Source organism: Curtobacterium sp. GC_Cur_3 (assembly GCF_026544205.1).
In the GTDB taxonomy this organism is placed as follows: domain Bacteria; phylum Actinomycetota; class Actinomycetes; order Actinomycetales; family Microbacteriaceae; genus Curtobacterium.
Genome location: NZ_JALNUI010000009.1, coordinates 86535 through 100918 on the forward strand (window position 1 = coordinate 86535; position 14384 = coordinate 100918).

Sequence of the window (14384 nt, forward strand, 5' to 3'; positions counted from 1 at the left end):
GGGGACGGGCCGCGGACAGATCCCCGATCGGTGGTAGCCCCGACTACTGCGTTCGCAGTAGCCGGACCGCTGGCCGGCACGCCAGGATGAGTGCATGCGGCGACTGCGGGCGATCTGGGGTTCGTGGCGTCCGGACGACCGCTGGGTGTTCCGCGGCACGGCTGCCGTCGTCCTGCTCGCGTGCACGATCGAGTCGGGCCGCGTGGTGGCTTCGGGGTCGGGCCCCGGACCGGGAGTCGCGGTCGCGGCCACGGTGCTCGCGGCCGTCATGGCGCCCTGGACCCCGTGGGTGGCCCTCGCGCTGGCAGCGGTCGCACCCGTCCTCGGCGGGCTGTCTGGCTGGCAACCGATCGTGGCGTGGAGCTGCGCCGTTTTGCTGCTGTTCGCGGTCTCGTCACGCGAGGGCCATCCGGTCCGCGGAGCGGGCATCGTCGCACCCGGGGTCGTAATCGGAACACTCCTCGCACCCGGGGCCGGCGGAGCAGTACCCACCGCGCTCGGCGCACTCATCTCCGTCGTTGCCGGCGTCGCGATCGGCTCGGGGCTCCGCGTGCAGCACCAGTACCGCGCTTCATTGGAGCAACGCGCAGCCGACGCGATCGCGACCCGCGAACTCGAGGCCGAGCGCCGCGTGGCCGAGGAACGCGTCCGGATCGCGCGGGACCTACACGACGTCATCGGGCACGAGATCGCGGTGGTCAGCGTGCAGCTCGGGGTCGCCGAGGTCACCCTGCCCGCCGGGGCCGACGAGGCCCGGCGCGCGCTGGATGCCGCCCGGGACGGCGTGCGGAACGTCCTGACGGAGACGCAGCACGTCCTGACGGTGCTCCGCTCGGCGTCGAGCAGCGGCACCGACCTCGACGACCCGACGGCTCCGGCCCCCGGCATCGAGCAGCTCCGCGGACTCATCGCGTCGTACGAACGGATCGGCCTCGACGTCGATGCCCGACTGGACGACGTCGGCCCGGTCTCCGTGCCGATCGGTGTGACGGTTTACCGCGTGTTGCAGGAGTCGCTCACCAACGCCCACCGGCACGGCGAAGGCCGGACGACCGTCACCCTCGCCCGCGCCGGTGACGACCTGGTCCTCGAGGTCCGCACCCCCCGCCGGCGGACCCCGGCGGACGACCCCGTCGCGGGTCGGACTGGCGGTCTCGGGCTGGTCGGTATGCGCGAACGCGTCGCCGCCGTCGGAGGGTCCGTCCAGGCCGCGGCGGACGGCGTGCTGTTCGTCGTCCGCGCCCACCTCCCCACCGCGAACGGAGCACGATGACCACACGAGTGATCCTGATCGACGACCAGGACATGATCCGACTGGGGCTCCGCGCGATCCTCGACCGCCAGGACGGCATCGAGGTCGTCGGCGAGGCCGGAGACGGGCTCGCCGCGGTGCAGACGGCACTGTCGGTCCCGGCGGACGTCATCATGATGGACATCCGGATGCCGGGCATCGACGGCGTCGAAGCGACCCGACGGATCCGCGCGGAACGCACCGCGGAGCAGGTGCGCATCGTCATGCTGACGACCTTCGACCAGGACGAACTCGTCTTCGCGGCGCTACGCGCCGGGGCGAACGGGTTCCTCAGCAAGGCCGCGGGACCCGCAGAACTCGTCGCCGCGATCGAGGAGGTGGCAGCGGGCGGAGGAGCGCTGTCCGCGGCGGCCGCAGCGGCCCTCATCGGACAGGTCGCCCTCACCCCCGCGTCCTCCGTCGACCCGGAGATGACCCGGCGCTTCGTGGCCCTCACCGCTCGCGAGCGCGACGTCGTGGTGATGGTCAGCCGAGGTCAGGGCATTGACGCCATCAGCGCCGAGCTGTTCCTCTCACCACTCACGGTCAAGACCCACGTGAACCGGGCCATGGCGAAGGTCGACGCCCGCGACCGGGCCCAGCTCGTGGCGTTCGCGTTCCAGGCCGGCCTGGTCGACTGAGGTCGGCGCCGGCGTATCAGGGAACCGTCGCAGCGCCATCGCGAGCCCCATCACTGCAGCCACGCCGCCGAAGAACACCCCACTCGCCCCAGTGAACGCAGCAGCCTCCTCGACGCTACCCGCGAACGAGAGCAGTGCCGACTGGGTCAGCACGAGCAGGACCACCGCGGCGGCGACGTTCACGAGCTTCGTCGCCTCGACGAGCGGTTCCCCGTCCTTGCGCGCGGTTACCGCACCGCAGACCCCAATTCCGAGCTCGGCGAACGTCGCCGACGCGATGATAATTGCCACCCACTTGTCGTAGTGCACCGGGTGCGCTCGTCCGACGAGCATCGGCACGCTGCACCCAATGAACACGATCGACATTGCGGTCACCGCACCCCCGATCCACCGGTGGCCGGCCTGCCGGAACCGCATCCGGTCACCGTTCGTCGCATCGAACGCGAACGACAGCCGGTATCGGCGGACGGCCCAGATCTTCGCGGCTGCAACCCCGAACGTGAAGATCACGGTCGCGGCGAGGAACAACGAGGGAGCGGCGCAGAACAGGACGACCTTCCACCCCGCCATCACGAGGCTGCCCGGGACCGACAGCACGGCGAGCACGAGCCCGCGCCGCGGCCGATCCCGCCACACCGTGACGGCGTACTGCACAGCCGCCTTCCTGGTCACCGGCATCAGTCGAACGTGACGACGACCTTGTCGGCCGCCCCGGGGGTCGCCGCCACCCGGAGGGCCTCGAGCACGTCGCTCGCCGGAAAGATGTCGCTGACGATCTGCGCGTACGCCCCGGGGTTTGCGATAATGTGCTCGGTGACGTCGAAGATCTCGGTCGGGTACCCCATGGCGGTCACGATCGTCGGCTCGACGGCCAGCAGGTCACCGAAGTCGACCTCCACGGGCCGCTTGTGCACGGCCACGACGCCGATCGTCGCGCGGTGCTTCGCCAGCCGCAACGCCGTCTGCCCGGTGGCAGGGACGCCGGCGGCGTCGAGCCAGACGTCGGTGCCGGACTTCCCGCCGTGTCCAACGCCGTCGCGCGCTTCGCCGTGCAGGGCGATCAGACGCTCGTCCAGTGGCTCCTCGGCCGAGTTCACGACCGCGTCGGCGCCGACGAGCAGCGCCTTCTCGAGTCGCGAGGGGATCACGTCGACGACGACCACGTGCCCGACGCCGAGCGCCTTATAACTGATCACGGCGCCCAGCCCAATCGGGCCGGCACCGAACACGACGACCGTGTCGCCCGGCTGCGGCGCGGTCCGATTCACGGCGTGCAGGGCAACCGCCATCGGCTCGTTGAGCGCGGCAACCTGCCACGGCAGGTCCTCCGGGACGATCGCGACGCTGGTACCGAGCGCGGCCTGCTCGACGAGCAGGAACTCGGACAGCCCGCCCGTGGGGCCGCCGTTGCCGATGATCCCGCGTGGGTCGCCCATCGGGTTCACCACCACGTGGTCGCCGACGGCGATGCCCTCGACCGCGTCGCCGACGACGGCCACCTCACCGGCGACCTCGTGTCCGAGCGGAGTGCGCCCTTCGCGCGGTGGGATGCCGCCGCGGGCGGCGTAGAAGGCGTCGGAGCCGCAGACCCCGCACGCCTTGACAGCGATCAGGACGTCGGCGGGGCCGACCTCGGGGACGGGTTCCTCGCGGATCTCGACGGATCCGGGGCCGGTGACGACGACGGTGCGCATGGTTCTCCTCACGTCACGAGCACGGGCGGCTCGGGACGGAACCATTTGACCGCGACGGCGACCCGCCGGCGTACTGCGAACGTGGTATCCCGACGTCGTCGGACGGACGGCGCGCCATCTCTAGGAAATTCGCACTAGGAAGAGACCTGGAGCACACTCCTGCGCACCGCACGATCCAACGAATGTCACTGCGATCGAGAGGTCGGCGACAACCTTGGTCGCCACGAGCGCAGTGAACGCAACCCCTACCGCAGTAATCAAATCTCGCTGCGAGGATGAGTGCAGGGATACCGTCCGGGCCTCCTTCGCTCGACCATGACGGTCCTGGTCCTGGTCCTGAATGTTCGGATAATCGCGCTAGCGGGTGTCAACGTGACACCGAACAAAGCGACCGCGATCACCCTGTGGCGACGTACTCACTGTTTGGGAGAAGCCGTGCAAGCGGCTCGCTGATCTGAAAACTCGATAGACGGCATAACCGACGGCCACACCCAGGACGTTCGCGATGATGTTGTTCACGTCGGCCAGGCGTCCACCAGAAAGCAAGCGCACATCCGCGTACTGCAACACCTCGATGCTCACGCTGACGACCAGGCCAACGAGAAGCACTGCGCAAAGGGTCCGCCGCCTCGTCAGTGCCGGAACGAGGAACCCGAGCGGCGCGGTGAGCAGAACGTTCTCGGCGAAACCTATGGTCTATCGCTTCGGCAACGAGGGCCTCGGGTACGCCGCCGTCGCCATGGTCATCTTCGTCCTCACCATCGGTGCGGGCGGTCCAACGTCTGCGGCTATGAACCCGTTTCGGGACCTCGGACCCCGCGTCATCTACACGATCATTTACCGCGGCAGTGGGATGCCGTCAGCCCGCTGGGACTACGCCTGGGTTCCCATCGCTGGACCCTTGATCGGCTCCGGCCTCGGCGTCATAGCGAGCCTCCTACTCCCAGCAAATGGGTGAGGCTTGAACCGTCCTTGGGCGGCGGGTCCACGCCCCTCATCAACTCAAAATTGGCCAAAGCATCGGATGCTCGAACACGGCGGCCGGGCGCTGGCCGTCACTACCCCTGGCCCGACCGTTGTCCTGGGCGATAAGACGCGCTTGCCGTCGAAGAAGGAATCAGGCTTCCGTCGGATGAGCTGCGATTTGGCGGTTTCAAGGGGTCGTTGCAACGGGTGGTTGTTTCGGGTCCGAGAGTAGCTGCTCGAATGCTTCTGCCGGGGTGCGGTGGCCGAGCGTTTTGCGGGGTCGTCCGTTGAGTTCCGTGGTGACTTCGAGGAGCCGTTCCGGCGTGTGGATGCTGAGGTCGATGGACTTCGGGAAGTACTGGCGGAGCAGGCCGTTGGTGTTCTCGTTGGAACCGCGCTGCCACGGTTTGTGGGGGTCCCAGAAGTAGATCGCCAAGTCGGTGGCGAGGGTGATGTCCTTGTGCCGGGCAAGCTCCGTGCCCTGATCCCACGTCAACGACCGACGCAGATGCACGGGCAGGGTCTGGATGGTGGGGATCATCGCGTCGCGGACCGCGTCGGCGCTGTGCCCATCAGGCAGGTGCAGCAGCATCACGTACCGGGTCGTGCGCTCGACGAGAGTGCCGATAGCGCTCCTGGCGTTCGTGCCGACGATCAGGTCGCCTTCCCAGCGGCCGGGCACGGCCCGGTCGTCAGCTTCGGCGGAGCGTTCACTGATCAGGACCATGTCGCGGATCTTCGACCACGAAGCCCGCCTGGGCTCGCCGCGGTGCCGGCGGATTGCACGGCCGGTGCGGAGGTGTGTGTGCAGGTCAGCGCGCAAGTGGCCCCGGCCCTGGACGAACAGGGACTGGTAGATCGTCTCGTGAGACACGTGCATCTCCGGCCGGTTCGGGAAGGACCTGACCAGGTCATCACGGATCTGCTCCGGGGACCGGTTCCGCACCAACCGCAACTCAACCTGCAGAGCCAGCTCGACCCTGTCCAGCTTCCGCGGTTTGGGCCGGCGCGCTCGGACGCGGCACCGCTTCTCAGCCGCGTATGGCCGGTATCCGCCAGATCGCAGCGGAACTCGGGCGGGCGCCCTCAACGATCAGTCGAGAGCTAGGCGTACCGGTATTCGGATCCGGAGTTCGACGAGCCGCCGCCGCCCTGTTGCTCAGGCAGTTGGATCTGCTCGCCGTCCGGGAAGACTAGGGTCTGCCCGATCGGGTCACAGCTCGGCAGCTGCTCCGTGTTCAGCGTCTCAACCAGGACCGGCGCTGCGGTCGTACAAGCAGGCAGGGTCGCCTCACCTGCCGTGAGAGTCAGGTACCCGTCATCCGCACCCCGTTTGCTACAGCTCGTCAGTGCGAGCACAGCCGCGATGACCAGGCCACAGATCCCGAAGGCGCGAGCGTTCACGAGGACCAGTCTGCCGCCGATCGGCATCGCCCGGACGCCGATCCCCTGTCGGGCTGCCGAGCAAGTGGCTTCGTCTTCTTCGTCCAGCCAGGCAAGGTGGTCGGCGCTGCCGCGCAGAGCCGGTTTGTACCGGTCGAGCTCCGGGGCGTGCACGCGCTTCGCGAGAAGTACGAGAAGGTTGGCGAGGGCGGTGTTCGGCCGGCCATCGACGTGGAACGTCAGGGCCTCGAAGGCTCCGAGGGCGACGGAGTCAAGGAACTCAGCCCGCGCTCGCGCAAAGACCCCGTAGCGAGTTGAGCCGGAAAGCTGCGGCAACGCGCCCGTTGATCGAGGTTGCTGTCCCCGGTCGCAAGGCGTCAGTCGCAGGACGTCAAGGTGCCCCGTGTGATCTCGACCGACCTGACGTGGACACCGTCAGCGTCGATCACGAACAAGGCCGGCCCCGATCCGACGTTCACCGTCCACGACGAGTACGCATCGGGCGCGGGGAGTCGTGCAGCGTCGATACCGGAGGGTTTACCCTCAGCCTCGGGGTAGGCCGCGCGGAGCTCGTCGAGCGTGGAGCCGATGCCGATCCCCGCGCTGGTGGTCGGACCGGTCGTCCCGGTGTACGAAGACCCGACGGGTAGCTGGGTCAGCACGCCGATCACCACTCCGCTCTCGGAGAAGACGGTGACAGGCGGGGCTCCGTCACGCTTCCATGCGCTTCCGCCAGACTCCGGCACACAGACGTCAGCTGCGGAGTTGCGCACGTAGGCGATTCCGAGGTCGTCCGTCTCTCCGACGGTCGTGCCGCCGAGCGCGACAGGCCCGAATTCGTCACCCGAGACCGTCCAGGTGGACGGGTCGTCGAGTGCGAAGGCGCCCTTCCTGGGCGTGGCCGAGGGCGTGGGCGCCTGCGTCGGTGTGGGGTCGGGCGTCTCCTCGACTGGTGCCGCCGCGGGGGTGCTCGGCGCTGCCGGTTCGGTCGGGCTGGGCGACGTGGTGGGTGCGGGTGCTGCGGTGAAGGGCTGCGGGATCATCCCGAGCGCCACACCACCACTCGTCGCACCGAGGCCGAGGAGCGCGATCACGCCGATGACGACCCCGGCACGACGGCCACGTCGGCGGGGCGCCGGGCGGCGTTCCTCCGCGCGGTCGAGCACGGACTGCTTCATCGTGACGAGCATGCGCTGCAGGTCGTCTCCGGTGGGGGGCTCAGTGTTCATCGTGCATCACCGCCTTCTCCTGTCGGGCTCGGGACGAGCGCTTCGTGACCGGCTGTGCGCGAAGGCCGAGCAGCCGGGCCGCTTCTGCGTAGGAGTGCCCGTCGACCAGACACAGGTCCACGATCTGTCGGTCCGTCGGCGCCAGGGCCGCGATCTCGCCGCGGACCCAGTGCAGGGGGTGTGCCTCCGGTGATGAGGACGGCGGGCCGTCGCGCTCGGTCGTCCGTCGCGCCTGGGTCCTGGCATGGTCTCGGCACACGACCAGCAGCCACGGCAGCAGTGCGCCGGTGACGAGACCGATCGTGGGGGCCTCGTGCCACAGCGTCCGGAACGTGTCCTGCACCAGTGCTCGGGCGTCGCCAGGGGTGTCTGCCTGTGCCCATGCGTAGCGGGTCAGGGTGGGTGCGAAGCGGTCGAACGCGTCGGCGAGTGCCGTGCGGTCCCCGTCCGCGAGCCGCCGCGTCAGTGTCGCGTCGGCTTGGGTGTCGTCATCCACGGTTGCCCCCTCTCACACCAGAAGTGTCCGGCACGGCCCGATCCTGACAAGCTGCCCCGGCCCTCTGCGTGTCGCGACTTCCTCGGCTCCACCAGAAGATGACCTCATGGTCCGCGATCCCTTTTCCCTTGACCTTGTACGGCCACCCTCGAACGGCTCCGCGGTCTGATCTCTGAGCCCGACTCGGGCGCATCGTTCATCTGGGAAGACAATCGCCGAGGGTACGACGAGATATACCGATCCGTCCCGATAGCCGGTCGCTCACCGGTGTGTAGAGGGATGCGGTCAACCGCGACAACTTGGCCATGTCCCGCTTGACCAGGAGATTCTTGTAGCCTATCCCTCAAAATCGCCCCGGCGAAGGGGCGCTAAACGCTACACGCTCGAGTTGCCTTCGCGGGCTGCTGTGGTCAGGCAGAGGGGATAGACCGAGGTAGCTCGCTGAAGTCCTCAGCCCTCAAGCTGACATAAGAGACCGCTATGGGCGCGGATAGTTACGGCCGGTCAGCCCGTGGGATGACCGGCCGTTGTTGCGCGTGGGTGAGTGGTGTCAGTGTGCGGCGTCGTACGCATCGCGGACTGCCTGGCTGATGCGGCCGCGCGAGGAGACGTCATGTCCATTCGCGTTCGCCCACTCGCGGATCTTCCCGAGTTCTTCCGAGTTACCACGCCGTGGCGCACTCCCGGTGCTGGCACGGCCGGAGCGGCTGTTGACCTTCCGGGCGGCGGCGATGTAGACGGAGAACGCGTCGCGGAGCGCGTCGGCGTTATTGTCGGTGAGATCGATTTCGTAGTTGGTGCCGTCGAAGCCGAAGGTGACGGTGCGGCCGGCACCATCTTCGATGGTGTCGCCGGTGAGGTCATCGACGATGTGTGTGGTGACTTTTTGCGCCATGTTCTTACTCCAACCGTGGGACGGACTTCTAGCCTGACAGAGATGGTCGGCGCTTCTAGCGTCGAAACGGGGGAGCCCTACATCTCGGTGTCGCGAACGAACGCTGCGAAGCCGGGGATGGTGAACTCGAGCATTCCGCGGTTAGCGGGTTGGATGAGGCCTTTGTCGATCAGGCGCGCGCGGGGCGTCGAGAGTTGATTGCTGCTGGTGTTGAGTGCCCCCGCGATCGATGAACGGGACGCTGGACCGTCGCCGAGATTCGCGATAGCGGCAAGCATGCGTCGTTCGGCTGGTGAGCAGGCAGACCACCGCGCGCGGAAGAGGGCGTCGAGATCCGCTTGCATTGCGACGTGGCCGTGCTCGACGGCGTCGACGTCGATGATGCCGCCCGGGTCCGGCCGGCCAGCGGCCGTCCACGCGGCATCCGCAATGAGTTGCACGGAGTACGGGTACCCCTGCGCGATTTCCAGAGCTCGGTCGACGGCGGGCGGTGACCAGTGCACGCCGAGTGCCCGTGCGGGGCCGATAAGCGCGATCTCCTCCGCCTCCCGATGCAGGGGCCCGAGGGGCCGGTACGCGAGACGTTCGCTGAAGGTGACGATCCCCGCGATCGTCTCGGGCGCGTTTGGGAGCCCGGCGGCGAATACTGCTGCACGAACGTCGGAGCCTTCGGCTTGCAGGTGTTGCCAGGCGTAGACCAGCGTGCGAAGCCCTGCTGGGTCGGCGGATTGGATTTCGTCGATGAGGATGACCAGGGGGGATTCGTTGGCGGCTGCCGCGATTACGGCCTCAAGCGCGCGCGCCCCCGACAGCTCGAGTTCTTGGCGGTTGTTCGCTGGGTGGAAGGTACCGGTCGCGGTCGCGACACCTGGCACCCCAACAGAGAGCTGCAACGTCTCGATCCTGCTCCGAAGCGCCGCTCGTGCTTTGCCGCTGAACCCGTCGGTCGCGCGCCGGAGCTCGGCGGCGATCTGCGCCACCAGTCCCTGTTCTTCGCCTGCGGTCACCCACACCGTCACTGCGCCACGTGCTGCAGCATGACGCTGGTATTCCCGGAGGAGGGAGGTCTTCCCAAAGCCGCGGGCCGCGTGGTCGACCCGGATGCGGCCCACCAGGCGGCCGAGGTCAATCAGTGTGGACAGACGTTCGTCGACCTCAGCGATCTGCTGAGCACGCCCAGGCACAGTTCGGGCAATCTCCCCTGGGGTGTAGGGGCTTGGCTGCATGAGATCACCGATCGTTTGTTATGAAGCTGGGATTTCATAACAGAGTATCAACTGCCGTCGTGCTCACCTTGCGCACTGTCCCACAGCGTGTACTGCCCCCCGCGAGGTCGCGGTTTACACGTGCTGCTCATGCGGCTCGCGCCGGTAGGAGTGTCTGCAGCGCGAGTATCCCATCGCGCGCTCGAGTTTTCGCGGTGCCGACGGTCACGCCGAGCCGTTCGGCAAGTTCGGGCCCAGTTAGTTCGTGGAGGTAGCGCAGCACGACAGCGTCGCGTTGCTTCGCGCTGAGCCCGGCGAGGGCAGTCACGAGCATTGGCCGCATGAGCATCGTGTCCACGGCATCCATGCCGGCATCGCCGTACTCCTGCTCGCGGCTTCCGATGCGGAGGTCTCGGGCTCGTGAGGACTCACTCGATCGGATGCGGTCGATCGCTCGCCGGTGCGCGATGGTCCGCAACCAGGACTGCAGCGAGGCCTTGGCGGGGTCGAATCGTTCGGGGCGCTCCCAGAGCTCGATGAAAGCGTCATGTGTGACGTCTTCGGCAAGGTCGGCGTCGCGGATGATGCTCCGCGTGAAGCGCCGAAGTCCGGGTGCAAGCGCACGGTAGAGGCCGTCGAACGCTGTTGCGTCTCGTGCGACCAGCGCGGCCGCGATGCCAGTATCAGTGAACGCGGCCGTGGTCCGTGCAGTCACGCGGCTCACCTACCCTTCCGATCGATCGGTCGGTCGATCACGGTAGTTGTATCCGCAGTGCGGCGGAGACCCCCAAAACGGGAACAGCACCTCGCTGCTGCGAGATGCTGTTTCCGTTCCCCGGCTCAGAAGGCACCCAAGGGGCCTGCGATCAGGTGCTTACTTGATCTGGGCGGTGATGGTGGCGGTCCCGACGAGCAGGCCTGCCTTGACGGCGTCGGTCTTGAAGGTGCTGTTGAGCAGCTTCGCGGCGTCGGCGGAGACGTGGACGGTGGTGCCGGTCAGGATCGCGTTGTCACCCTCGAGCTGGAGGGCCTTCAGCGAGCCGCCGTGGAGGGAGAACAGGTACGCGTTCGGGGCGGCGACTTCACCGTTGACGAGGACGTCGCCGTAGAGCTTGGAGGAGCCGGGGTTCACGACGAAGTTCTCCAGCGTGACGGTCGTGTCGCCGGCCTTCAGGGTCAGACCGGAGTCGTCGTGGTTGAGCAGGCCCTGCACGTAGGGGCGGTAGTTGCCGTCCGGGCTCCAGTACGTGACCGACCCGGCGGTGATCGGGAACGACACGGCGCCGTCGGCGAGCTTCGCGGTGCCGGAGACGCCGGGGGTGAGCTTGAGGGAGGTGAGGGCGTCGGTGAAGCCCTTGTCGAGGGCGACGGAGGTGTCGCCGCCGAGGACCTCGGGGACCGACGCGACGGGGGCGGGGATCTTGGAGGAGGACGAGGCGACCGTGTGGATCGTGGGGGTGGCCTGCGCGGCGGAGACGCCGAACCCGGCACCGGTGAGGATGATCGCGCCAGCGGCGGCGAGGGAGACCGTGGTCTTGGTGATCTTGCGCATGGTGTTCGTGTCCTTTGCTGTGTCGCGCTCGGCGCGGCTGCTGTGTGCGCGCCGAACACACCCTCGATGAGGGTGGAGAACCAGCGATGGGCGGCTGGTGAGCGCCCCGGGTGTTTCCCGGCCTGTGCAACGTATTCGGCGGCCTCCGCCGAATGGTTTGGAATCCCGTACCCCGTTGCACGATCGTGACATCTTACGTAGGAAATGTGCCCTGTTAGGGGGCCATGGAGCGGTCGTTGCCTCATGGATCGGTCGCGGGAGTTCGCGTCGGCTAACGGGAGGGGCTGGTGCGTTATCGTCACCAATCGCCTCAGATTGGGGTTGTAGTGACCCGCCAGACGAGCTTCCCGTCTCGGAGAAGAGCGAGTGTCAGCACGTGAGATGTGGTCGTCGGTGGTACCGCCGCGCGAGCTGAATGTGCCGTCCACGCGACAGGGCCACCGTGATCGATGTGTCCGTCTGCCTTAGTGCACCGGCATAGGAAAGGCGCCCCTCCGACCAAGGGTCGGAGGGGCGCCTCGTGGTGCGGTACGACTCAGGCGATGCGCGAGCGGCGACGTGCCATGACGACGGTCAGGGCCGCGCCGGCCAGCATGAGCAGACCGGCGATGACCGCCGCGGGAGTGATATCGGCGCCGGTGAAGGCGAGCTCACCGGTCGGCGTGACGGTGCCCGTCCCCGTGGCGACCGGCGTGGTGCCGGAGCCGACCGGCGTGGTTCCGGCGGCGGGGGTCGCGGTGACGGTGAACTCCACCGGCTCGGACGGCGCGGAGACGACCGGGTCGCCGTTCGTGTCGAGGACCGGCTGACCGTCGGCTCCGAGCAGGAAGCTCGTCGCGGCGGCGGTGTAGTCACCGGGAGCGGCGGCCAGCGTGACGGCCCAGGTGCCGTCCGTCCCGACGACGATCGGGTCGGTCGGGTCGGCGGGCTGGGCGGCTGCGCGTGCGGTCGGGGTGACCTGGTCGGTGGGCACGGCGAGGAGCAGAATGTTGCTGCCCGGAGTACCGGTCCCCTCGAAAGTGACCTGCGAGCCGACGACCTCGGCACCGTTCTCCGGCGAGGTGATGACCGGGGTGTCGAGCGCGATCGGCGTCGTCGGCGGGGTGGTCGCTGCGGGGAGCGAGAAGCGGACGGTGACGTCACCGGTGCCGACGCCGCCCGTGACCTGGGTCAGGCGGACGGATTGGGCCGTGGCGGCGTCCTCAGCGAAGGTGACGTCGACGCTCCAGGCGCCGTCGTCGCCGACGGTCGCCTGCACGAGCGGGAAGTCTCCGTCGAGCGACACCCGCGAGCCGGCGGTGCCGGTGCCCGAGAACGTCACGGTGCGGGTGGCGGCGGTGTCGCCGTCCTTCGGGGTGGTCACGACGAGCGTCTGCGTCGCGGGGAGGTTGACGTTCACCGTCTGGCTCCCGCGGCCGGCTCCGCCCTGGATCTGGTTGACCGTGATCGACTGCGCGCGGTCGACGTCAGCGGGGAACGTGACCTGACCGGTCCACGAGCCGTCGGCGCCGACGAGGATCCCGGTGGTCGGGGTGCCGGCGGAGGGCACCAGGGTGATGTTCGCCGTGGGGATGCCGGTACCGGTCACGGTGACGGTGCGCGAGGTGACGTACTGGCCCGCGGTGGGGCTCGTCACGGTGAGCTGCGCCGCCGGGGCGGGCAGGGCAAACGAAACAGACTTCGCGTCGCTGAACCCGCTGCCGCCGACGACCCCGTCGACGAACGCGGTCTGCGCCACGGCGGCGTCCGCCGCGTACACGTGGTCGACCGACCATGCGCCGCTGGCCGGGACGCTCGCGACGGTCTCCAGGACGGCGCCAGCCTGGTTGTCCTGGTGGATCACGATCTTCGAGCCGGCGACAGCCGTCCCGGAGAACTCCACGTCGCGGGTGGCGGTGGTCTGGCCGGACGTCGGCGACGTCACCACGAGGTTGCCGGGTGCGGCGCTGGCGGATGTTGCAGTGAGGAGCGCTCCTCCGAGCGCGAGCGAGAGCACGGCTGGCGCGACCAGCAGCTTCCGCCATGACGACTTCGTCACGGGTATCCGTTCGGTCTGGCGACGGTGACGGATTGGGTCAGCGCCGCAGATGAGATGCCGTCAAGGAAACGACGACACCCCGATCCTAAGCATCTCCTTAGAGTTGCGTAAAGACCAACCCTGCCGCCGACCCCTCGATGCGCCGATGGATGATTCGCCGTACTTGGCGGCACTGACCCACAGGGCCGGCGGTGTGCGTGACGCCGGTTCTATGCAGAGGAACCACTGCCGTCGCCCCAAAGTCAACGTCAACGTCAGAGACTGCAGCAAGTGCCTTCCGGACGTCGCGATCGGCCGGTTAGTGGAGGGCGCCGATGGTGAAGATCGTCTCGTTGCCAGCGGTACAGCCTCGCACGCCCTCCGCGGGGATGAACAGGCTTGTCTTCGATCCCGGTGGGTACACCCGGAACCCGTCGCCCGTGACGGGCCGACACGTGCCTGGGTCGAACGCGTCGGCTTGCACGTAGTGGAACCGCGCTACAGCGGTGGTCCCCGGCTTGAGTGCGACGGTACCGTGGGCGGTGTTGCGATCGAACTCGGCCGGCTGCCCGATCTGGGTCCCGTTGTCCTCACCGACGAGGGACACTCCGGGCCAACCCTGGAGCGTGCAATCGGTGGTCCCGGTGTTGATCAGGTGGAGCTCTTCCTCGACGTTCGACGCGCCAGCGGTCCGACCGGCGAAATCACCCTTGAGGTGGGCAGTCGTGCACCGGGGGGCGTCCTCTTCAGGTGCACGGCCGGCCGCGCCAGTACCCGTGTCAGCGCCCGCGGTATCCGTCGGCGAAACGGTCGGCGGAACAGCAGGAGGCGTCGCTGAGCTCGTCGCGGTCATCGTCCCGGTGACGGTTCGCGCGGTGGTCGGAGTCGGCGTATTGGTGGAGCTACAGCCAGCAAGCACCACACCGAGCAGGACAACAGCAGAGGCCATCGTCCAACGTGACTGTGTGTTCATCCGACCACTCAAGCGCAACGCCACCGCTCCACGTCCAGACTC

The 14384-nt window shown here is 68.1% G+C and carries 15 protein-coding genes and 1 pseudogene; 3 read left to right on the top strand and 13 right to left on the bottom strand.

The window, feature by feature from the left end:
* Nucleotides 1-94: 94 nt before the first annotated feature.
* Nucleotides 95-1273, top strand: a complete 1179-nt coding sequence (locus OXR63_RS06645; protein ID WP_267421169.1) for a sensor histidine kinase — start codon at nucleotides 95-97, stop codon at nucleotides 1271-1273.
* Nucleotides 1270-1932, top strand: a complete 663-nt coding sequence (locus OXR63_RS06650; RefSeq protein ID WP_267421171.1) for a response regulator — start codon at nucleotides 1270-1272, stop codon at nucleotides 1930-1932. Before OXR63_RS06645 ends, OXR63_RS06650 begins: the two co-directional genes overlap by 4 nt.
* Here OXR63_RS06650 and OXR63_RS06655 read toward each other — a convergent pair.
* From OXR63_RS06655 to OXR63_RS18525, 3 genes are all read right to left on the bottom strand, one after another.
* Nucleotides 1825-2460 carry a hypothetical protein gene (locus OXR63_RS06655; RefSeq protein WP_267421172.1) on the bottom strand — a complete coding sequence of 212 codons (636 nt, stop codon included), beginning with the start codon at nucleotides 2458-2460 and terminating at the stop codon, nucleotides 1825-1827. The genes OXR63_RS06650 and OXR63_RS06655 overlap by 108 nt on opposite strands.
* A gap of 149 nt (nucleotides 2461-2609) precedes the next feature.
* Nucleotides 2610-3626: a zinc-dependent alcohol dehydrogenase gene (locus OXR63_RS06660; protein ID WP_267421174.1), complete on the bottom strand. Its 1017-nt coding sequence runs from the start codon at nucleotides 3624-3626 to the stop codon at nucleotides 2610-2612.
* A 357-nt stretch (nucleotides 3627-3983) separates the two neighbouring features.
* Nucleotides 3984-4319 carry a VanZ family protein gene (locus tag OXR63_RS18525; RefSeq protein ID WP_374116077.1) on the bottom strand — a complete coding sequence of 112 codons (336 nt, stop codon included), beginning with the start codon at nucleotides 4317-4319 and terminating at the stop codon, nucleotides 3984-3986.
* Between the two features lie 46 nt (nucleotides 4320-4365).
* On the opposite strand from OXR63_RS18525, the gene OXR63_RS18530 reads away from it, so the two are divergent.
* A complete protein-coding gene (locus OXR63_RS18530; protein ID WP_374116078.1) occupies nucleotides 4366-4584 on the top strand; it encodes an aquaporin in 219 nt (72 codons plus the stop codon).
* 195 nt (nucleotides 4585-4779) lie between these two features.
* Here the strand turns inward: OXR63_RS18530 and OXR63_RS06670 are convergent.
* From OXR63_RS06670 to OXR63_RS06715, 10 genes and pseudogenes are all read right to left on the bottom strand, one after another.
* Nucleotides 4780-5655 (bottom strand): annotated as a pseudogene (locus tag OXR63_RS06670) (IS30 family transposase); the annotation flags it as partial.
* A gap of 41 nt (nucleotides 5656-5696) precedes the next feature.
* Entirely contained in the window at nucleotides 5697-6311 is a 615-nt protein-coding gene (locus tag OXR63_RS06675; protein ID WP_267421180.1) for a hypothetical protein, read from the bottom strand.
* A gap of 41 nt (nucleotides 6312-6352) precedes the next feature.
* Entirely contained in the window at nucleotides 6353-7204 is an 852-nt protein-coding gene (locus tag OXR63_RS06680) for a hypothetical protein (protein WP_267421182.1), read from the bottom strand.
* On the bottom strand, nucleotides 7194-7700 hold the full coding sequence (locus tag OXR63_RS06685) for an RNA polymerase sigma factor (RefSeq protein ID WP_267421184.1): 507 nt from the start codon (nucleotides 7698-7700) through the stop codon (nucleotides 7194-7196). Before OXR63_RS06685 ends, OXR63_RS06680 begins: the two co-directional genes overlap by 11 nt.
* A gap of 550 nt (nucleotides 7701-8250) precedes the next feature.
* Complete coding sequence (locus OXR63_RS06690) at nucleotides 8251-8595, bottom strand: histone-like nucleoid-structuring protein Lsr2 (protein WP_267421185.1); 345 nt, start codon at nucleotides 8593-8595, stop codon at nucleotides 8251-8253.
* Between the two features lie 77 nt (nucleotides 8596-8672).
* The gene (locus OXR63_RS06695; protein ID WP_267421186.1) at nucleotides 8673-9821 is read right to left on the bottom strand and encodes an ATP-binding protein; all 1149 of its coding nucleotides are present in this window, start codon (nucleotides 9819-9821) and stop codon (nucleotides 8673-8675) included.
* A gap of 127 nt (nucleotides 9822-9948) precedes the next feature.
* Complete coding sequence (locus OXR63_RS06700) at nucleotides 9949-10515, bottom strand: RNA polymerase sigma factor (protein ID WP_267421188.1); 567 nt, start codon at nucleotides 10513-10515, stop codon at nucleotides 9949-9951.
* Between the two features lie 159 nt (nucleotides 10516-10674).
* The gene (locus OXR63_RS06705) at nucleotides 10675-11352 is read right to left on the bottom strand and encodes a hypothetical protein (protein WP_194661312.1); all 678 of its coding nucleotides are present in this window, start codon (nucleotides 11350-11352) and stop codon (nucleotides 10675-10677) included.
* A gap of 535 nt (nucleotides 11353-11887) precedes the next feature.
* Nucleotides 11888-13390, bottom strand: coding sequence for a hypothetical protein (locus OXR63_RS06710; RefSeq protein WP_267421189.1), 1503 nt, complete (start codon nucleotides 13388-13390; stop codon nucleotides 11888-11890).
* A 298-nt stretch (nucleotides 13391-13688) separates the two neighbouring features.
* Nucleotides 13689-14342, bottom strand: coding sequence for a DUF4232 domain-containing protein (locus tag OXR63_RS06715; RefSeq protein ID WP_267421191.1), 654 nt, complete (start codon nucleotides 14340-14342; stop codon nucleotides 13689-13691).
* Between the last annotated feature and the right edge of the window lie 42 nt (nucleotides 14343-14384).

Excerpts from the sequence above, each read along its gene's own strand:
- OXR63_RS06645 (WP_267421169.1), top strand. The coding sequence starts at position 95 with ATGCGGCGACTGCGGGCGATCTGGGGTTCGTGGCGTCCGGACGACCGC.
- OXR63_RS06650 (WP_267421171.1), top strand. The coding sequence starts at position 1,270 with ATGACCACACGAGTGATCCTGATCGACGACCAGGACATGATCCGACTG.
- OXR63_RS06660 (WP_267421174.1), bottom strand. The coding sequence starts at position 3,626 with ATGCGCACCGTCGTCGTCACCGGCCCCGGATCCGTCGAGATCCGCGAG.
- OXR63_RS18530 (WP_374116078.1), top strand. The coding sequence starts at position 4,366 with ATGGTCATCTTCGTCCTCACCATCGGTGCGGGCGGTCCAACGTCTGCG.
- OXR63_RS06680 (WP_267421182.1), bottom strand. The coding sequence starts at position 7,204 with ATGAACACTGAGCCCCCCACCGGAGACGACCTGCAGCGCATGCTCGTC.
- OXR63_RS06690 (WP_267421185.1), bottom strand. The coding sequence starts at position 8,595 with ATGGCGCAAAAAGTCACCACACACATCGTCGATGACCTCACCGGCGAC.
- OXR63_RS06695 (WP_267421186.1), bottom strand. The coding sequence starts at position 9,821 with ATGCAGCCAAGCCCCTACACCCCAGGGGAGATTGCCCGAACTGTGCCT.
- OXR63_RS06705 (WP_194661312.1), bottom strand. The coding sequence starts at position 11,352 with ATGCGCAAGATCACCAAGACCACGGTCTCCCTCGCCGCCGCTGGCGCG.
- OXR63_RS06715 (WP_267421191.1), bottom strand. The coding sequence starts at position 14,342 with ATGAACACACAGTCACGTTGGACGATGGCCTCTGCTGTTGTCCTGCTC.